This is a genomic window from Actinobacillus lignieresii, assembly GCF_900444945.1.
Taxonomy (GTDB): domain Bacteria; phylum Pseudomonadota; class Gammaproteobacteria; order Enterobacterales; family Pasteurellaceae; genus Actinobacillus; species Actinobacillus lignieresii.
Map to the genome: position 1 here is coordinate 1,144,386 of NZ_UFRM01000001.1, position 19,957 is coordinate 1,164,342.

The window sequence follows — 19,957 nt, forward strand, 5'->3', positions numbered from 1 at the left end:
AAAGAATTTGCAATTTGGATGATTTTGCTATATTATTTACCAAGTCTTTTTACGGTATTATCCGTATCTATTTATTCTTAAATTAATCCAATCTTACAATTATCAAGAATTATTTCTTATGCATCTTACTCAATTAAAAAACACTCCTGTATCGGATCTTGTTGCGCTCGGCGAAGGGCAAATGGGCTTAGAAAATTTAGCTCGTTTACGTAAACAAGACATCATTTTCGCCATTCTTAAACAACACGCGAAAAGCGGTGAAGATATTTTCGGTCAAGGTATCTTAGAAATTTTACCCGACGGTTTCGGTTTCTTACGTTCGGCAGACAGTTCATATCTTGCGGGTCCTGACGATATTTATGTTTCTCCGAGCCAAATTCGCCGTTTCAACTTACAAACCGGTGATAAAATCGAAGGTAAAATTCGTCCGCCGAAAGAAGGCGAACGCTATTTTGCTTTATTGAAAGTTGATCTTGTCAATGATGACAAACCTGAAGTTTCTCGCAGCAAAATTTTATTTGAAAACTTAACCCCTTTACACGCCAATTCACGTTTACGTATGGAACGCGGAAACGGCTCAACCGAAGATTTAACCGCTCGTATTCTTGATTTAGCAGCCCCTATCGGTAAAGGTCAGCGTGGTCTGATCGTTGCACCGCCGAAAGCAGGTAAAACCGTGCTTCTGCAAAACATCGCACAAAGCATTACCCATAATCACCCCGAATGTGAATTGATCGTGTTACTGATTGACGAACGTCCGGAAGAGGTAACCGAAATGCAGCGTACCGTACGCGGCGAAGTAATTGCCTCCACCTTTGACGAACCGGCGACACGTCACGTACAGGTTGCGGAAATGGTAATCGAAAAAGCGAAGCGCTCGGTAGAGCATAAAAAAGACGTAGTTATCTTATTAGACTCGATTACTCGTCTTGCTCGTGCTTACAATACTGTGACGCCTGTTTCCGGTAAAATCCTTTCCGGTGGTGTGGATGCGAACGCATTACATCGCCCGAAACGTTTCTTCGGTGCGGCGCGTAACGTAGAAGAAGGCGGCAGCTTAACCATTATTGCGACGGCATTAGTTGATACCGGTTCAAAAATGGACGAAGTGATCTTTGAAGAGTTTAAAGGTACCGGTAATATGGAATTACACCTTTCTCGTAAAATTGCGGAACGTCGCGTATTCCCTGCGATTGAGTTTAATCGTTCCGGTACACGTAAAGACGACTTATTAATGTCGCCGGAAGAACATCGTAATGCGTGGATGTTACGTAAAGTACTGAATCCGATGGATGAAGTGGCGGCAATGGAATGGTTAATCGATAAACTCGGCGTAGCCAAAACCAACGAAGAATTCTTCGAATTAATGAAACGCTCATAAAAAATATAAGCACTCTTCCGAGTGCCTTTTATCGGTTACTTCGCTAGAATGTAGCTTCCAAACTTAATACGTAGTTTCTGCCCGGTGCCGCATAACTTGCATGACCTCGATTGTAAACCGGAATCACACTGGTTACCGCCGTTTGGCGAACCGCTTCCCACGTACTATATTTACGATTGGTTAAGTTATAAACACCGCCTCGTACGGTAAAGTGTTTAGCAAAAGTATAATAACCGATAACATCATAAATATACCAAGGTCGAGTACGTTGATTCGTCACACCTTTTACCACATCACCGGTGTAATAAGCCGTTCTACCGATTAACTCGCTGGCTTTTTTCGCTTTGGAATAAGTCAGAATATAATTCACACCCCATTTACCGTTAGGCTCATCATAGCCTAAACTTGCCACATAACGTTCCGGCTGTATCGCATCCAATACCGGGCTACGTACAAACACATAATTCGGTTTCGTATCGACGTTTTTCACTTTAATACGGTTATAAGCAAGATTTGAATATAAACCGTCCGGTAAAGCCGACCAGATACCGTGCCAATTGAGTTTACCCAATAGGTTTATCCCATTAAGGTTAATTGATTGTAGGTTATAAAAACCATGAATACCGTCAATCCCTTTTTCTTTTGCACTAACAATCAAATCTTTGTAACGATTATCAAAATAGCTCACTTCCATTGTACCGAAATTACCGTTGAGCTCTAACCCAACCTCTTGATTAAGCGCTTTTTCCGAGGTCAGTTTCTTTTTAAGTAACGCTTTACGTCCATATTTGCTATCTATAGCGCCGGGAGTACGACGACCGAACATTTCATCAAACGATGGGACTCTAAAACCGCTTGAAGCACGGTAAGACAAAGCAATATGCTCTAACGGTCGAACCGTTAATCCGGTATTCCAAGAGAAATTTTTATGTGTTCCGGCATCAACCCAATCATCATCCGATTTAAAACGATGGTAGTCATAACGTACACCTAATCCTAGATCCAGCTTATCACCAAAGAAAATACGATCCGACAGACCGATTGCGTAATGCTGCCCTTTAGTAATATGTGCCGAACAATCGCTAAAATCTTTTCGTTTTCCATAACCATCATGAACGATACAATGATTATGATGAGCGACTATCACTTGTCTTTTACCGATAATTCTCGGGTATTTATAAGTACCGCTATTATGATAGCCGACATCTTGATCCCGATTGCCGACATCATAATACGGATGTGCCGACTCATCCTCTTTAGAATAAACTAAATAAGTACTCTCAAATTGATCTCTCTTATGATTAGAACGCATACGATCATAATTCATCGCTAAATTAAATAAGTGCTGAGTTTTACCGACCATTAAATCCTTTTCAAAAGAAAGTTGCACTTGTTTATGACGTTCCTTATAAATATTCCGTTCATAAGAGGCGTTGGAATCTCGTTTATCCGGCGTTACCTTACAGTTTTTATCAAAATATGGGTATTTACTGCAATTCAAATTATGTACTTTAGTCAGTAAACGAATATCTTGTTGATCCAAATTGAGCGTTAAACGGTCAAAAGCCCCTTTGTCATTATCGGACTTATATTGATAGCCGAATCCTAAACGGCGTTTAGTATGTCGTTCGTCAAAAAACCTTGCTCTACTCCAATAAGTGCTTCGTACTAAATCAGGATTAAGCGTATTTCCGTAACCAATCGCTTGAGAAGGATCATCCGGATAGAAATTTCTGCCGAATAGCGAGTACTCCACTTCGGTTTTTTTAGGATCCAGTTGCCCTTTACCGTTCCGTAATAAACCGGCATATTTCTCTTGCGTCATATCCTGTATATCATAACGTTGCTTGGTTTGTTCAAATACGGCGTTTACCGAATGTTTCGGTGAAAAATGGTACGCTAATTTAAATAACCAAGAGCCGGATTGATATTTCATCGGGTTAGGAGCAATTCGACCGTCACCGGTATAATCTTTCGCATTGTTCGAATCTTTTACGACTTTCGCTCCTCGTACAATCGGGCGAGGCGTACAGCCGGGATTACTTCCTTGCCCGGTCGGACATTCGTCTTGAAAAACAAACCAGTTATCTCTTTGATTTTTATCCAAATTAAGTTCTCTTGGCACGACACGATAGAAGGACTACCTTACATTAGTAGCATCTTTATGGATTTCCGTTTCTTTGCCCTTTCGATGCGTATATTGTACTAACGCTTCGAATCCGCCGGCACGACCTGCAAAACTTAGCGATTCGCTAAATTGCTTATTTTTACTCGAATAGGCTGTTTTACTGTCTAATCCCCAATTTTGTCCTTCTTTAATCACATCGTCGGGATTTTTGGTACGGAATCCGACCGCACCGCCTAAGGCACCGCTACCGTATTCTTGCGAACTGGCTCCCTTACTAAATTCAATCGAACGAATATTTTCATATTCGATTTCATTAATCGCTCCGCCTTGGGCAAACGGAGATAAACTCTTATAAGACTGAATTTGCGGTAAGCCGTCCACCAGTAATGCGACGCGATTACGATCCACCCCGCGAATCGAATAGCCGCTACTTGCCCCCCGTCCTTGTTCAACCACTGAAATACCGGGATCATAACGAGTCAGATCACGAATATTTTGTACCTGCTCTTTATCAAGATCTTTACTGGTTTTAGTCACTTTACCTAAACCTGTTACTTCGTTTTGTCGGCGGTGTACCTCCGTTTTCGCTTTGACCGTAACAGTACCTAATTCCGTTTCAGTTTGCTTCGCATACGTTTGTGCGGATAAAATCAGAAAGGCGGATTGCACGGCAATATAGCTTAAACTTAATTTAAATTGCTTCACTCTCGACCTCTCTCTTATTTCTTCTCAACTTGACGTTTCGCACCGAAAACACTGGCTGCTTTATCTTTACTTTGTTCAGTACTTAACAAACTACCGCCGATCTCTGAAGCCGTCTTACCATAAAAACCTCCTGATACTTTGCCATCAACATGGTATGTCTTTCCGTTCGCACTAAAACCGTTTTGCAGTGTTTTTACGACGCCGGAAAAACCGTTTTTATCTATTACGCCTTCTTGAAGCGACAATACGGTACCGCTAGTCGGTCCGCTACCAAAGCCACCGTTTACTCTCTTATTATCAAAATCCACTTGTAAATATGCCGCACTGTTTTCCGGTGTTTGCCATTTCGTACCGTCTTGGCTGCTGATTTGCCCTTGCCAACTGCCTTTATAAGCAAATACTCCCGATTTCGGAATGGCATCTACGGCGGTGCGTTCTCCGGTTAAATATAGTTTTGGCCCTTCGCCCGCCACGTCAAAAGTACCGAATTTAACATCCGCCAAATTCTCACAACAAGCGGTCACTTTTACCGTTTTATTTGCAAATTGGTGATCAAAATTTTGTTTGAGTAACGGGATAATATGTCCGTCAATCACGAGTAAATTCGCTTGCCCGAACGAATCCATCTCGCTTTGCTTAAAATCTTTTAAATCGATTTGTCGAGCATCGAATTTCGTTTCCGTTTCCGCTTTATTGCCTTTCTGTTTAGCGGCAAACACGCCGAATAACGATTTATCGTTGGTTAAGAATTTTCCCGCCAATTCTTCCGCATTCGGTCCGTAGAATCCGCCTTCTAAAGAATTATTGGCATCTTTGCCGAAATAACGATCTTTCGGATCAGCGGCTTTTGCACTACCGCGAAAACGGTTGCCAAACAGTTTTCCGTCAATATCGTAGCGTTTGGTTCTTTCTTGTGCTTTATTGCCATACACAGGATAATTTCGATATAACTGACCGGTTATTTCTTTTTTACCGAAATTTACAGTAAATTCGCTGGTATGTCCGACTGCTCCTTTACTTTTCTCATAGTTTACCGGTTCATCATAAGATGTCGCCCCATAACGATCACCGACGTGAGATTCTTCAAAGCCTTCCGCTCTACGTTTATTAACCGCATCGGTGGTGAAATCCCATGTGCCTTCATATTTCACAATTTTATCTACCGGTAATGCTTTGGACGGATTTACTCCTTTATAAAACACATAGCCAACTTTACCGGAACGATATACATCCTGTTGTTTCTCATTTTTCTCTGTCGAAAATCCTCCCTCGCTAAAGACAAATCCGGAGCGAACATAATCCATATTTCTAGTACGCAGTGCTGTTTTTCCATCATGAGAATAAACTAACCCCTGTTTGGATTTTTTTACCGCAGGATGTTCTTCAATCTCTTTTTTGTTCGGAATTTCGTCTAAACTTCCTCCCAGACGCTTAACGTTATCCGGAGAAAGTTCCACTCGTTCTTCCGCCTTAGGACCGATAATACGTCTTGGTATCGCAATTTCTGAACCTAAAGTCGGTTGTAAAAATTCCGGTAACTGCTCGTAAGGTTTCGCTTCGGTAACGTCATCTCCAAACTCTATAGGTTTAGTCTTTTTAGGATCATACCTCGGTATTTGTTCTTGAGTGTTATCTAAGCCAAAACCACCTTTACCACCTGAACAGGCGGTCAGTAATGTTGCGGCTATTACTATCGCAATTTGTGATTTTTTCACATTCATTTAAGTTCTCCTTTTATAAATGAAAATAATTATCATTTAAATTAAAGCAAATATTTTTAATTATTTTGTAAGAAATTGTATAAATATCTCTTTATTTACAATAACATAGATTAAACATAATAAAAAAATCCCCCTAAGTGATTCACTTAAGGGGATTCGTTCGTCTTAAATTTTTTAAACGTTATTTGCAAAAAATTGCTAAAATCTAACCGCTTACAGGCTTTCCAAAACCTCTCTTAACACCGTAACACCATGATCGATTTGTTGTTCGGAAATCACTAACGGTGGTAATAAACGTAATTTGGTTTTAGCAGTAAGTGTTAATACACCTTTCTCTATTGCTTTCGCCACCACATCAGCGGCTTTTACCCCATCCTCAAATTCAATACCCAGCATTAAACCTAAGCCGGAAACCGATTTTACTTTTGGTAAGGTAAGCAATGCCGCACGTAATTTTTCGCCTTTAGCCGCTACATCCGCTAAGAATTTTTCATCTATTTTCGCTAATACCGCATTCGCCGCCGCACAACAGACTGGATTTGCTCCGAAGGTTGAGCCGTGATCGCTTTTACCGAGTGTATTTTGGCATTTGTCACCTAATACGAAAGCACCGATCGGTAAACCGCCGCCTAAGCCTTTGGCAAGCGTGATAATATCTGGCTGTAAACCGAAATGCTGATAAGCAAACAATTTTCCGGTGCGCCCGATACCGGTTTGTACCTCATCAATAATCAAAATGATATCTTTGGCTTGGCAAATCGCTTGTACGCCTTGTAAATATTCAGTATCTAATGCACAAACACCACCCTCACCCTGTACGATTTCTAAAATAATCGCACACACGTCATCTTGTTCAATACGTGCATGTAAGGCATCTAAATCGTTCGCCGGCGTATGTTCAAAACCTTGTGTAAATGGGAAGAAATGTTGATGAAACACATCTTGTCCTGTTGCGGCAAGGGTTGAAATCGTACGTCCGTGGAATGAATTGACTAAACTGAGTACGGTCGCTCTGCCCTTACCGTATTTATCATGGCTATATTTACGTGCAGTTTTAATCGCTCCTTCATTCGCTTCCGCCCCCGAGTTGCAAAAAAACACACGTTTTAGACCGCTTGCTTCAACCAAACTTTTAGCCAGTACAGCAGACGGCTCGGCAAAAAATATATTTGAAGTATGCTGTAATTTGCCTGCTTGCGTAGTTACCGCCGCCAGCCAACCGTCATCCGCCCAGCCAAGGCTGTTTGTCCCGATACCGCTAGTAAAATCTAAATACTGATTGCCTTCAAAATCCCATACGTCACAACCTTTTCCGTGTGAAAGGGCGAGGTTAAATCTACCGTAAGTTTGTGCGATATAATCCGCATCTAATTGTTTGATGTCGTTGCTGTTCATATTGTCTTCCTAATTATTTTTTATAAAAAAGCGTACCGTTTTTACCACCGAATAATGAGACTAAAATGGCATGCGGTACTCGTCCGTCAATGATATTCGCTTCAATGCCGCCGGCGTTAATAAAATCGGTACAGCAGGCGATTTTCGGAATCATACCGCCGGCAATAATGCCTTGATCAATTAAGCCTTGCACCTCGCTGACCTCAACTTCAGGAATCAGCGTACTCTCATCAAAACGATCGCGTAATAAGCCGGCGATGTCCGTCATACTCACAAGTTTCGCCGCTCCTAGTGCCATGGCAATTTCACTCGCTACTGTATCCGCATTGATATTATAAGCTACGCCTTGATCATCTACGCCAACCGTAGAAATCACTGGAATTAAATTTGCACTTAACGCAAGTTCCAATAATTGAGTATTTACTTTCACAATCTCACCGACAAAGCCGTAATCTACTTCAGCTTGTAACTTTTCGCATTGCAACATATTCGTATCAATACCGCATAAGCCAACGCCTTTACCTTTTAATAACGCCACCAAACTTTTATTCACTTTACCAGCGAGCATTTGTAATACCACATTAATCGTATCTTGATCGGTAACTCGTAAGCCATTGATAAATTGCGGTTCTTTGCCGAGTAACTTCACCCCCTGTGAAATTTCCGGCCCGCCGCCATGCACTAATACCACTTTCACGCCTAATTGATTCAGCAATAAAATATCCTGCATCACCAATTTTTTAAGATCTTCATTGATCATCGCATTGCCGCCGTACTTCACCACAATAATTTTTTCTTGATACGGAGCAAGATAAACGGTCGCTTGTTCTAACAGATTTGCAAAATTTTCAACTTCGTTTTGTAACATTCTAAACCCCAAATAATATCTCACGCTGACTACACGTCTAGTCCGGCTGTTTCTTCACGACCTAGCATAATATTCATACATTGTACTGCCGCACCGGATGCGCCTTTACCTAAATTATCGAAACGTGCACATAATAACAGCTGTGTTTCATTACCGTAAACAAAGATTTCAAGGCTGTCTTTGCCGCTCAATGCATTCGCCGCCAACATTCCGTCTTCAGGTAGCGAGCAAGCGGGATGAACCGTAATCAATTTTGAGTTTTGGTAATATTCGCTGAATAAATTTGCAATTTTTTCGGCAGAATTGACCGCTTGTGAAAGAGCGGAAACAGGGAGCGGTACAGTCACCAACATTCCGCTGTAATAGTCGGCAACAACCGGAGTGAAAATAGGAGGATGATTTGAACCGGTAAGCGCTTGCATTTCCGGTAAATGTTTATGTTTAAGAGCTAATCCATAAACACGAGGCGCACTAAATTTTTGTTCACGATCCGGATTTTGATATTCGGCGATCATCGCTTTACCGCCGCCGGAATAGCCGGTGAGAGAATGGCAAGAAAGCGGATAATCGGTACTCAATGCACCTTTTTCAATAAGAGGACGAACTAAAGCAATATAACCTGTGGCATGACAACCCGGTACGGCGACCCGATTCGCATTTTGAATTTTTTCAAACTGTCCGGAAAGCTCGGCAAAACCATAAGTCCAGCTCGAATTAACACGATGAGCGGTTGAAGTATCGCAAATTCTTGCATCCGCCGGTGCATGAGCCACTAATTCTTTAGAGGCTTCGTCCGGTAAACAGAGGAAAGTCAAATCCGCTTCCGCGACTTTTGCCACTCTGGCATTAAGATCTTTACGTAATTCTTCCGGCAAGCTTAATAATTCAATATCTTCCGCACTGGCTAGACGGTCAAAAATACGTAAACCGGTCGTACCGACTGCTCCGTCCACAAAAATTTTATATTTACTCATCATAAATCCTTATTGCTGTTAAAACGTTAAATATCTTACTCTTATTCAGACACAATATCAAACACAAAACAGAATAAAAATTCACACAAAGTGAATAATTAATCAAAAGTAAGTAGATGTAATATGGCTTGATCTTAAAAAGAATTTATACTTTTCCAAGTATTTCTTATTGATGATAATTTAAATTTTTTTATGACATAAAAAACGGCATTTCTAATAAAATGCCGTTCATTTTTAAACTTCGGATTTTAAACGCTGAATTAAACGGCTATTCGCCGGCGGAAATTCGCTCTCGTCCAAATCGGCTTGAGCCACCCAAAAGCCTTCTTGACCTTCACGCCCAAAGGGTTCGCCAACCCATTCTTCCACTAAATAAAAGAAAAACTCAATTACTTTGGTCGGATAATCAAATCGGAACGATTCATAGGGAAACGCACTTAATATGTGAATACCGATTTCTTCTTCCAGCTCGCGTTTTAACGCTTCTTCCGGCGTTTCTCCCGCATCGACTTTACCGCCGGGGAATTCTAACGCTTGTGCAAAATCTTGTCCTTCAAGCCTTTGCGTTAAATAAATCTGTCCAAATTCATTACGGATAATACCGGCTGCAACTTGGATTACGGGTTTATTCATAAACATTCCTTTACAATAAGTCAAGAGCAGTAAGATTTTGCAAGTTTTTCACAAAATCCTACCGCTTGTATTAATTACGCATATCTTGCTTTACTGCCGTGGCAATGTTTGTATTTTTTGCCGGAGCCGCAAGGGCAAGGATCATTGCGACCGATATCCAAATTTGCTAACTGCTCTTCGGTCAAAGACTCCGATTGTTGAGCTTCCGCCTGATGATCAGCCGTACGATAGTTTTCCGACTCCGCTTGCGCCATCGCTTCTTGCTGACGTTGCGCTTCTTCGATTTCTTCTTGACTGCGTACTTGAATACGGCTTAACACGCTAATTACGTTAGATTTCAACAAATCGAGCATATTAGTAAACATTTCAAATGATTCTTTCTTATACTCTTGTTTCGGATCTTTTTGTGCATAACCGCGTAAGTGAATCCCTTTACGTAAATAATCCATTGCCGAAAGATGTTCTTTCCAAAGCTCATCCAAGTTTTGTAACATCACGCCTTTTTCGAAGTTGCGCATCACTTCCGAGCCGACTTTCTCTTCTTTTGCGTGGTACTCTTGTGTCGCAATATCAATAATACGCTCACGTAACGTTTCTTCGTGTAAGTCATTTTCTTGCTCTAACCAATGCTGGATAGGCAGTTCCATACCGAATTGACGTTTTAACGCTTCTTCTAAACCGGCAACATCCCACATTTCTTCGATAGATTGCGGTGGAATAAATTGGTCGATAACACGATTGAACACATCGCCGCGAATGGTTTCAATCATGGCGGAAATATCTTCGGTTTCAAGCAAGTAATTACGCTGTTCGTAAATCGCTTTACGCTGTTCGTTCGCAACATCGTCGTATTGTAATAAGTTTTTACGACCGTCAAAGTTGTGCGCTTCCACTTTCGCTTGTGCCGATGCGATCACTTTAGTCAGTAATTTTGACTCCATCGCCTCACCTTCTTCAGAGAAGGCTTTACGCATCATATTCAATTTACCCTCATTCAAGTAAATACGCATTAACGCATCGTCTAAAGACAGGTAGAAACGTGATGAACCTGGGTCGCCTTGACGACCGGAACGACCGCGTAACTGGTTGTCGATACGGCGAGATTCGTGACGCTCGGTACCGATAATATGTAAACCGCCCGCTTTCATCACAATGTCATAACGTTCTTTCCATGCCGCTTTAATCGCTTCGATTTGCTCTTCGGTCGGATTTTCCAACTTCGCAATTTCCGCTTTCCAGTTACCGCCTAACACGATATCCGTACCACGCCCCGCCATATTGGTTGCTATGGTTACCGCACCCGGCGCGCCGGCTTCGGCTACGATTTCCGCTTCTTGTGCGTGGAATTTCGCATTTAATACGTTATGAGCAATACCGGCTTTGGTTAATTCCACCGATAAAAGTTCTGATTTCTCAACCGATGCGGTACCGACCAATACCGGTTGTTGGCGAGCTATACATTCTTGAATATCTTTGATAATTGCGGCAAATTTTTCCGGTTCGCTCTTAAACATTAAGTCGGTACGGTCGTCACGAATTACCGGTTTATTGGTCGGAATCACAATCGTATCCAAACCGTAAATTTGTTGGAATTCAAACGCTTCCGTATCCGCCGTACCGGTCATACCGGCTAATTTTTCGTATAGACGGAAATAGTTTTGGTAAGTGATAGACGCAACCGTTTGGTTCTCGCCTTGAATATTAACTTTTTCTTTCGCTTCAATCGCTTGGTGTAAACCGTCAGACCAACGGCGACCCGCCATAGTACGACCGGTATGCTCGTCGATGATCACCACTTCACCGTCTTTTACAATGTAGTCCACGTTTAATTCAAATAATTTATGCGCACGTAACGCCGCATAAACGTGGTGTAATAAAGCGATACGGGCCGGATGATAAAGCGTTTCGCCCTCTTGCATTAAGCCCATTTCGGTCAAAATACCTTCCACTTTCACCATACCGCGTTCGGTTAAATGCGCTTGTTTATTTTTTAGATCTAAAGTGAAATCGCCTTCACCGGTATATTCTTCGGTGTCTTCTTTATCTTGCTGAACCAAGTGCGGAATAATCGTATCGATCGCTTGATAGATTTGCGTCGCATCTTCCGCCGGACCGGAAATAATTAACGGCGTACGCGCTTCGTCAATTAAGATCGAGTCCACCTCGTCCACCAACGCATAGTGTAATTCGCGTTGGAAACGGTCTTCTTTGGCGTGTGCAAGGTTATCGCGTAAGTAATCGAAACCCAACTCACTATTGGTTGAATAAGTAATATCCGCTTTATAGGCTTCACGTTTTACTTCATTCGGAAGTCCCGGCACGTTTACCGCTACGCCTAAACCTAAAAACTCAAATAACGGGCGGTTGGTTTCCGCATCTCGGCGTGCGAGATAATCGTTCACCGTTACAACGTGAACGCCTTTACCTGTCAGTGCATTTAAGTAGCAAGGCAATGTTGCGGTTAAAGTTTTACCTTCACCGGTACGCATCTCGGCGATATTACGATTAGTTAATACCATACCGCCGATTAATTGCACGTCAAAATGGCGCATTCCCATTACACGGCGGCTTGCCTCACGCACGGTTGCAAACGCTTCGTGCAATAAACTGTCAAGGCTGGCACCGTCAGCTAAGCGCTGTTTAAACTCCGCCGTTTTCGCTTGTAATTCTTCATCGGTTAATTTTTCAAATGTCGGTTCAAGTTTATTAATTTGCGCCACGCGCTTTCTTAAACGTTTTAAAGTACGATCGTTGCTTGAACCGAAAATCGAAGTGATAATTTTTGAAATCATTATTTTTGTCCTAATCTGATTATTTTTAATGTGAGAAATACGGAATACGCACAACGATACGAAGAAACGCTTCTCTCTTTGTGTTCCGTAGCGAATAAAATCGAATGATTAGGCAATAGGTCCGGCTCGGATAGGATGATTGTCATCGCCATCAAAGCGGTAGGATTTGGTAAGAATTTTGCAAAAAACAACCGCTTGCGATGTCGTATTCATCTGTGCCAAATGGCGCTCTGCAATAAAAAGCGTTTGTTGTTCGCCGTCTTCCGTTACTTGAGTATATTGTGTGACTAATTGATTAATAACGGTATTTTGTTCATTTTCACGATTCAGCGTCGCTTGAATTTCGGGTAACGCAAAAATCGCAACAAGTCCGAATACAAGTTGCGACCAAAAAGGGGTTTTATGAAAATGTCGAAATAAAGTCATTAAAAACATCAATGAATCAATTAAAAAATTATATTAATTATACGCTAAATTCCAGTAGAATGGAGGCATTATGGGGTCAATTTAAGTAAAATCAAGACGGTAGCTTGAAGAAAGATGAAAAATTCAACAATACGAAATATCACAGAGGTTTTACAGAACTCAAGTTTATCTCGCATTGTCCAACGGGCTAACGAGCTGAACTTATTGAATCAAAAAATTCAAAAATTATTACCAAGACAGTATCACGGGCTTTACCGTATTGTAAATTTAGTTGATAATTGTCTTATCTTTGAGATGCAAAATGCAACGATACGTCAAGGATTACTGTTGCAAAGAACCTTATTACTCGAACTCATTCAAACGGATTTTCCGAACGTGACCGAGCTTCAATTCAGAGTGAGCCCGAGTTTTAAACATTTTTAATTTGTAGAAGGAAAACGGTATGAAAAAAATTGCTTTCATTGCATTGAGTATGACATTAGGCGCATGCTCATTATTACCTCAAAAATCCGTCGTAGGCACGTTCCAAGGCAATTTACCTTGTGCCGATTGCGAGCGAATCAAAGCCGAATTAATTTTAGGTAATAATAACAGCTATCAATATAACACCGTTTATGTCAAAAACGGCAAAGAATATCCGTTTACCGATAAAGGCACTTATACGTGGGAACAAAATAAACGAGGCGTGATTCGTTTAGAAAGAGATTCGGGTTCGCTTGCATTTAAAGTTAATGATACGCAAGCCGAAATTTGTGATGCCAACGGTAACCCGGCAAAAATCGCCAATAGTCCGTACGTATTACACAAAGTGAAATAAGAAACAACCGATAAAACCAAGCCCGTAGCATTCGATGTTACGGGCTTTTTCATATCGAACGCCAATACGCTGGATAAAAAAATCCCCGGAAAAACCGGGGATGAAAATAATAATTAAAAAAGTAATTAATTACTTTAACTTAACCAAGGAAATATCTATGAAAACAGTAAGGAATCTTTCTCAATTAATAATGGCGGTGAGAGGGGGATTCGAACCCCCGATACACTTTCGCATATACACGCTTTCCAGGCGTGCTCCTTCAACCACTCGGACATCTCACCGAATTACTAAAAAATATACATTAAAATATATTTGAAAGATAGTGGAACTATACCGATTTTTACCGGACTAAGCAAGCATTTTATTTATAAAATAAATTAATTATCAGCAATTTATAAACCGACACCCGCACAATTCGGCGATTTCGGCACCATACCGTTATTCTCCGCCCATTCCGTCGGCGTATAAGTATGTAATGCCAGTGCATGAACGCCGTTTTCCAACTCATCCGCAAGACAAGTATAAATCGCTCGGTGACGAGCCACCGTTCTTATTCCCTCGAAAGTTTCGCTGACTAACGTCACTTTAAAATGCGATTCCGCCCCTCTGCCCGAACTGTGCATATAACTTTCGTTTTCAATATTGAGAAAAACGGGAGAAAATTGCGCCGTTAATTTATCTCGAATGGCTTGTTCTATCAACATTTTTATTCCTTATGAATTGCCAATTAACAGTTGATAAGTAATAATTGCGTAACAATGTTGTCGCGCTATTGTCTTATTAAGTGCATTATCCATTATCAATAACGAATTATCAATTAAAAGGATCTCTTATGAAATTATCAAAAAAAGTTTTACTTATCGCAACTACGTTAGCAACAGCCGTATTAACGGGCTGCCAATCGCAATCAAACGTCTTAAACTTTACTACGCCGAGTCCGACCGCAACGTTTAACACGAATAACCAAACGGCGGCGGTGAGTGTTTTAACACAAGACCTACGAACTTCTCGTGAGGTGGCAAGTTATACGAAAAACGGTCAAATAACTTATTTAACCTCAAGCCCGGAAGTCGGTTTAATGTTCCAACAAGCGGTGCAACAAGATTTAAACGCCAAAGGTTTCCAATTGGTACAAGGCGCAGCGAATGCCAATGTAATTGTGAGCGTTCGCAAATTCTTTGCAACGGTTGAACAAGGCAACTTATTATATAAAGTCAATGCGGCGGTAGGCGTTGAAGTTGCGGTGAAAGGCCCGAAAGGCAACTTCAGCAAAAACTTTAATGCAACCCGAGGCTATGAAGGCGCAGCCGTCACTACGGATAACGATGATATTAAAAAAGTGTTAGGTCAAGCGTACGATGATGTCGTTAAAGCGATCTACAACGACAATGAAATCTCAAATGCAATTCACCAGTTTAAATAAGCGATAATACAAGCGGTCTGATTTCGGTAATATTTTGCAAAAAATCTTGTAAATCCGACCGCTTGTTTAATATGAGAGATAATTCTCTTCTCAATTTAAATTGTTATCCAGCGTTTATTTCACAAGTCATTTTCATAATAATAGTCACTAATGATTGTTAATTAAAGAACATCTTATGCGTATTCCAAGAATCTATCATCCCGAATTATTAGCAAACCGAACCGATTGTATTTTAAGTGAAGATGCGACCAATCACGTCGGTCGAGTATTACGAATGACGGAAGGTGAGCAAATTATTTTATTTGACGGCTCAAACCATATTTTCCACGCCACATTACAAGCGGTCGGGAAAAAGCAAATTATTGCAAAAATTGATGGTAGCGAATTGGATAATCGTGAATCCAATTTACCGATTCACTTAGGGCAGGTGATTTCTCGCGGCGATCGGATGGAATTTACCATTCAAAAATCGGTTGAGCTAGGCGTAAAAACCATTACTCCGCTTTGGTCTGAACGTTGCGGGGTGAAACTGAACGATGAACGCCAAGACAAAAAACTACAGCAATGGCAAAAAATTGCGATTGCCGCTTGCGAACAATGCGGACGTAATGAGATTCCTGAAATTCGCCCGATTATGAAATTGACCGACTGGTGTAAAGAACAAGACGATATGCTGAAATTAAATCTGCATCCTCGTGCGAAATACACCATTCGCCAGTTACCGAATGTGCCTGAAGCTGGTGTACGTTTATTAATCGGCTCGGAAGGCGGCTTATCCGCTGAAGAAATCGCGATGACCGAAACCCAAGGCTTTACCGAAGTTTTACTCGGCAAACGAGTCTTGCGTACGGAAACCGCCTCACTCGCAGCGATTACTGCCCTACAGGTTTGTTTTGGAGATATTTAATGTTAGAAAATTTACAAGGCAAATTTTTAATTGCAACGCCGGAAATTGATGACGATTACTTTGATCGTACCGTGATTTATATCTGCGAACATAACAGTAACGGTGCGATGGGCTTAGTGATTAATACACCAACCGACTTATCCGTGTTGGAATTGATTACCCGTATGGATTTCCAAATGGCGAATCAGCGTAATTATCATAAAGATCAGATGGTCTTAAGCGGCGGGCCTGTCAGTCAGGATCGAGGCTTTATTATTCATACTAAAACCGAGCACGAATTTTTACATAGTTATCGTGTGACAGATAATATTTTTCTAACCACTTCCGGCGACGTATTAGATAGCCTAGGTAAACCGGAAGCACCGGAAAAATTTATTGTTTGTTTAGGTTGTGCGACGTGGAAACCGGAACAACTCGAACAAGAAATCGCACGTAATTACTGGCTGATTTCCGAAGCGAACGACAAAACCTTATTCGAAACCGGTTATTTAGAACGTTGGGTGGAAGCGAATGAAATGCTTGGTATTTCAGGTGTGTTAGCCCGTGCCGGTAGAGCCTAATGACAGCCTAAGCAGCGGTCAAAAATAGAAAATTTTTTGCAAAAGGATAATATGGCAAGAACAATTCTCGCATTTGATTTCGGTACTTACAGCATCGGTTGTGCGGTCGGACAAGATATTACCGGCACCGCACAGGGACTCCCCTCTTTTAAAGCGCAAGACGGGATTCCGAACTGGGATCAAATTGAAAAAGTGATCAAAGAATGGCAGCCGGAACGCTTAGTGGTCGGCTTACCGCTCAATATGGACGGCAGCGAACAACCACTCACCCAAAGAGCGAAAAAATTTGCGAATCGCTTAAACGGACGTTTTAATTTGCCGGTTGAGCTACAAGACGAACGCCTCACAACAGTATCAGCGAAAGCGGAAATTTTTGAACGAGGCGGTTACAAAGCCTTAAAGAAAGATAAAGTGGATTCGATTTCCGCCTGCTTAATTTTAGAAAGCTGGTTTGAAGCCCAATAAAAAAGAGTAAGACCGCTAATTTGAACAACGCAAAGAAGCGGTCTAATTTTTGGATTTTTTGCAAATCTAAGCCAAATGTTCCGTGCGGTTAAACTCAACTAATTCAGCCTTACCATTCTCAACGACCGCACGGTTAATTGCAGTGTTAATCACAAAACTGTGTTTAGTTTCATCACGACATTCCGACCAGTGTAAACCTCGTAATACCGCTGTGAGAACGGTTAATGTCATACCGTGTGCAACAATTAATACGTTTTCATTATCTTGGTGCAACTGAGCAATTTGATTAAACACTTTAATCACTCGGCTATAAAGATCTTCATAAGTTTCACCGCCATTAGTTTCCGCACGATATTCCGCCGGTGTTTTTTTCATCGTCCAATATTCATCAATTGAGTATAAATCGACCGATTTAGTGCCTTCCCAAAGCCCAAAATCAAACTCATTTAAACCGAAATGGTGAAAGTGCGGAATATTCTTTTCGTTATTTTCCGCCAAAATATAATTTGCTGTATCTTGCGCACGTTTTTGCATACTGGAATAAGCGGCGGAAAATTTAACCTCTTTTAACGCTCTCCCCGCTTTTTTTGCCCCTTCAATACCTTCTTCAACCAAAGGTGAATCACCTGAGCCTTGCAAACGCCCTTCTAAATTCCAAACGGTTTTCCCGTGGCGGACTAAATAAATGTTGAGTGCCATATTCAATTCCCTGTTAAAATAGACAAAATTTATCGGAGTATAGCAAAAAATGACTGAAAAATTGACTATTTGCTTCCAACATCACGACTTTGTTGTGATTGATAAACCCGTCGGGATGAGTGTGCACAAAGATGAGGAAGCGGTCGGATTAACCCAAAAACTCGCTGAACAATTACAAGTGGAACAAGTTTGGCTGGTACATCGCTTAGATAAAGTCACGTCCGGCTTATTGATTTTCGCCTTGAACAAACAAGCTGCCGTACACTTTTATCATCTATTTGAACAACATAAAATCGAAAAAACCTATTGGGCGTTGAGCGATCAAAAACCGAAAAAGAAACAAGGTAAAATTAGCGGTGATATGCAAAAAAGTCGTAACGGCGCGTGGAAATTGTGCCATAGCCAACAGAATCCTGCCGTGACTCAATTTGTTTCGCATTCTCTTGAGCCAAATTTACGCCATTTTATTTTGCAACCGAAAACCGGTAAAACACATCAATTAAGGGTAGCGATGAAAAGTTTAGGCAGCCCGATTTTAGGTGATCAACTCTATGCCGGCACAGAAGCGGATCGAGTTTACTTACACGCTTATCAACTAAAATTTGACTATCAAGGCGAATCTTTTTGTATCCAAAGCCCACCGACAAGCGGTCAACTTTGGACAAAGATTTGCAATGCTGAGCATATAAAAAACATTTAACGCTATAATTTTATACATTATAACTTATCAAACAGAGGATTTTATGAGCTTATTTGAAGCAAGTTTGATTATCTTATTACTGATTATTGCCAGTGCGATTATTTCATCTTCAGAAATTTCACTTGCCGGTGCAAGAAAACTGAAATTGCAAGCAATGATTAACGAGGGAGACCTCCGTGCCGAAAAAGTCTTAAAACTTCAAGAGCAGCCTGGACGTTTTATTACCGTGGTGCAAATCGGCTTAAATATGGTGGCAATTCTCGGCGGTGTGGTCGGCGAAAGTGCGATCAATCCTTACTTTAGTGAATTACTTTCCAAATATACGCAAGCGGAATGGGTTGATAGTGCCGCCTCTTGGATTGCCTTTATCATCGTTACCTCTGCATTCGTGCTCTTTGCAGACTTAATGCCGAAGCGACTGGCAATGACCTATCCGGAAAAAATTGCGGTGCGCACCATCGGCGTTATGATGTTTTGTATCGCCTTATTTAAACCGCTCGTACTATTTTTCGATTGGATCGCCAATACGTTATTTAAGTTTTTCCACGTTTCCACCGTCCGCCAAGACAATATGACCTCCGAAGATATTGTTGCGGTGGTTGATGCGGGAGCAAAAGCCGGCATTTTAAAAGCGCAAGAACATTACTTAATTGAAAATGTGTTTGAAATGCAAGAACGTCGTGTGACCTCAACCATGACCACGCGTGAGCATATCGTTTTTTTAAACCGCACGGACAATCGTGAAAAAGTATTGGAAACATTAGGCGAAGATCCCTATTCCAAAGTGCTGATTTGTGATGACGGACTAGATAAAATCTTAGGTTATATCGAAACCCACGATCTCCTGACACAGTACCTAAAAAACGATAACGTGTCGCTAACGGATGCGAAATTACTAAAAAAGTCGCTTTTTATTCCGGATACGCTCTCGCTGTACGAAGTTTTGGAGCTGTTTAAATCCGCCGGTGAAGATTTTGCGGTTATCGTAAACGAATACGCATTAGTAGTGGGGATTCTAACCCTCAATGACGTAATGAGTATTGTGATGGGCGAATTGGTTTCCACCGAAGAAGAACAAATTGTCCGCCGAGATGAAGATTCGTGGCTGATTGACGGTGCGACTCCGCTGGAAGACGTGATGAAAGCGTTAGAAATCGAAAGCTTCCCGAATGCGGAAAACTATGAAACCATCGGCGGTTTTATGATGTATATGTTACGCAAAATCCCGAAAAAAACCGATTTTGTTCTCTATGATCAGTATAAATTCGAAATTATTGATACCGAGAATTTTAAAATCGACCAATTAATGGTTTCTTTCCGTAAAGATATTTCGAATTAGCATAGAAAAAGCTCCGACTTAATC

Annotated in this window: 20 protein-coding genes and 1 tRNA gene; 9 read left to right on the forward strand and 12 right to left on the reverse strand. The window is 41.2% G+C overall.

Going from position 1 to position 19,957, the window contains the following annotated elements; translation table 11 throughout:
* The first annotated feature begins 118 nt into the window (after positions 1-118).
* The gene (rho, locus tag DY200_RS05140; RefSeq protein WP_005596104.1) at positions 119-1,381 is read left to right on the forward strand and encodes a transcription termination factor Rho; all 1,263 of its coding nucleotides are present in this window, start codon (positions 119-121) and stop codon (positions 1,379-1,381) included.
* A gap of 43 nt (positions 1,382-1,424) precedes the next feature.
* On the opposite strand, the gene DY200_RS05145 is transcribed toward rho, so the two are convergent.
* The 9 genes from DY200_RS05145 to secM form a co-directional block, all read right to left on the reverse strand.
* Positions 1,425-3,506 carry a lactoferrin/transferrin family TonB-dependent receptor gene (locus tag DY200_RS05145; RefSeq protein WP_342352667.1) on the reverse strand — a complete coding sequence of 694 codons (2,082 nt, stop codon included), beginning with the start codon at positions 3,504-3,506 and terminating at the stop codon, positions 1,425-1,427.
* Between the two features lie 15 nt (positions 3,507-3,521).
* A complete protein-coding gene (locus tag DY200_RS10795) occupies positions 3,522-4,214 on the reverse strand; it encodes a TonB-dependent receptor plug domain-containing protein (RefSeq protein ID WP_244924182.1) in 693 nt (230 codons plus the stop codon).
* Positions 4,215-4,228: 14 nt separating this feature from the next.
* On the reverse strand, positions 4,229-5,935 hold the full coding sequence (locus DY200_RS05150) for a transferrin-binding protein-like solute binding protein (protein ID WP_115587167.1): 1,707 nt from the start codon (positions 5,933-5,935) through the stop codon (positions 4,229-4,231).
* Between the two features lie 213 nt (positions 5,936-6,148).
* Positions 6,149-7,330: an aspartate aminotransferase family protein gene (locus tag DY200_RS05155; protein ID WP_115587168.1), complete on the reverse strand. Its 1,182-nt coding sequence runs from the start codon at positions 7,328-7,330 to the stop codon at positions 6,149-6,151.
* A 13-nt stretch (positions 7,331-7,343) separates the two neighbouring features.
* On the reverse strand, positions 7,344-8,198 hold the full coding sequence (gene argB / locus DY200_RS05160; protein ID WP_115587169.1) for an acetylglutamate kinase: 855 nt from the start codon (positions 8,196-8,198) through the stop codon (positions 7,344-7,346).
* A gap of 29 nt (positions 8,199-8,227) precedes the next feature.
* Positions 8,228-9,172 carry an N-acetyl-gamma-glutamyl-phosphate reductase gene (gene argC / locus DY200_RS05165; protein ID WP_115587170.1) on the reverse strand — a complete coding sequence of 315 codons (945 nt, stop codon included), beginning with the start codon at positions 9,170-9,172 and terminating at the stop codon, positions 8,228-8,230.
* A gap of 234 nt (positions 9,173-9,406) precedes the next feature.
* Entirely contained in the window at positions 9,407-9,805 is a 399-nt protein-coding gene (gene mutT / locus DY200_RS05170; RefSeq protein WP_005596097.1) for an 8-oxo-dGTP diphosphatase MutT, read from the reverse strand.
* 74 nt (positions 9,806-9,879) lie between these two features.
* Positions 9,880-12,597 carry a preprotein translocase subunit SecA gene (gene secA, locus DY200_RS05175; protein ID WP_115587171.1) on the reverse strand — a complete coding sequence of 906 codons (2,718 nt, stop codon included), beginning with the start codon at positions 12,595-12,597 and terminating at the stop codon, positions 9,880-9,882.
* 108 nt (positions 12,598-12,705) lie between these two features.
* Positions 12,706-13,032, reverse strand: a complete 327-nt coding sequence (gene secM, locus DY200_RS05180; RefSeq protein WP_005596093.1) for a secA translation cis-regulator SecM — start codon at positions 13,030-13,032, stop codon at positions 12,706-12,708.
* A gap of 105 nt (positions 13,033-13,137) precedes the next feature.
* Between secM and DY200_RS05185 the strand changes: the two genes are divergently transcribed.
* Positions 13,138-13,446, forward strand: coding sequence for a DciA family protein (locus DY200_RS05185; protein WP_115587172.1), 309 nt, complete (start codon positions 13,138-13,140; stop codon positions 13,444-13,446).
* A 19-nt stretch (positions 13,447-13,465) separates the two neighbouring features.
* Positions 13,466-13,840 carry a copper resistance protein NlpE gene (locus DY200_RS05190; protein ID WP_005600290.1) on the forward strand — a complete coding sequence of 125 codons (375 nt, stop codon included), beginning with the start codon at positions 13,466-13,468 and terminating at the stop codon, positions 13,838-13,840.
* Positions 13,841-14,031: 191 nt separating this feature from the next.
* Here the strand turns inward: DY200_RS05190 and DY200_RS05195 are convergent.
* Positions 14,032-14,121 (reverse strand) — tRNA-Ser (locus DY200_RS05195).
* Between the two features lie 111 nt (positions 14,122-14,232).
* A complete protein-coding gene (locus DY200_RS05200) occupies positions 14,233-14,544 on the reverse strand; it encodes a BolA family protein (RefSeq protein WP_005600288.1) in 312 nt (103 codons plus the stop codon).
* Between the two features lie 128 nt (positions 14,545-14,672).
* Between DY200_RS05200 and DY200_RS05205 the strand changes: the two genes are divergently transcribed.
* The 4 genes from DY200_RS05205 (at position 14,673) to ruvX (ending at position 17,195) form a co-directional block, all read left to right on the forward strand.
* A complete protein-coding gene (locus DY200_RS05205) occupies positions 14,673-15,263 on the forward strand; it encodes a YajG family lipoprotein (protein WP_012262747.1) in 591 nt (196 codons plus the stop codon).
* Between the two features lie 175 nt (positions 15,264-15,438).
* Positions 15,439-16,170: a 16S rRNA (uracil(1498)-N(3))-methyltransferase gene (gene rsmE, locus DY200_RS05210; protein ID WP_005600286.1), complete on the forward strand. Its 732-nt coding sequence runs from the start codon at positions 15,439-15,441 to the stop codon at positions 16,168-16,170.
* The gene (locus DY200_RS05215; protein ID WP_115587173.1) at positions 16,170-16,730 is read left to right on the forward strand and encodes a YqgE/AlgH family protein; all 561 of its coding nucleotides are present in this window, start codon (positions 16,170-16,172) and stop codon (positions 16,728-16,730) included. The genes rsmE and DY200_RS05215 overlap by 1 nt, the downstream gene beginning before the upstream one ends.
* Before the next feature lie 51 nt (positions 16,731-16,781).
* Positions 16,782-17,195 carry a Holliday junction resolvase RuvX gene (gene ruvX / locus DY200_RS05220; protein WP_005596085.1) on the forward strand — a complete coding sequence of 138 codons (414 nt, stop codon included), beginning with the start codon at positions 16,782-16,784 and terminating at the stop codon, positions 17,193-17,195.
* Between the two features lie 66 nt (positions 17,196-17,261).
* On the opposite strand, the gene DY200_RS05225 is transcribed toward ruvX, so the two are convergent.
* On the reverse strand, positions 17,262-17,894 hold the full coding sequence (locus DY200_RS05225) for a histidine phosphatase family protein (protein WP_115587174.1): 633 nt from the start codon (positions 17,892-17,894) through the stop codon (positions 17,262-17,264).
* 49 nt (positions 17,895-17,943) lie between these two features.
* On the opposite strand from DY200_RS05225, the gene DY200_RS05230 reads away from it, so the two are divergent.
* Both DY200_RS05230 and paeA read left to right on the forward strand, forming a co-directional pair.
* On the forward strand, positions 17,944-18,594 hold the full coding sequence (locus tag DY200_RS05230) for a TIGR01621 family pseudouridine synthase (RefSeq protein WP_115587175.1): 651 nt from the start codon (positions 17,944-17,946) through the stop codon (positions 18,592-18,594).
* Positions 18,595-18,637: 43 nt separating this feature from the next.
* Positions 18,638-19,933 (forward strand): polyamine export protein PaeA, encoded by a 1,296-nt coding sequence (gene paeA / locus DY200_RS05235; RefSeq protein ID WP_115587176.1) that lies wholly within the window; start codon positions 18,638-18,640, stop codon positions 19,931-19,933.
* Positions 19,934-19,957 lie beyond the last annotated feature (24 nt).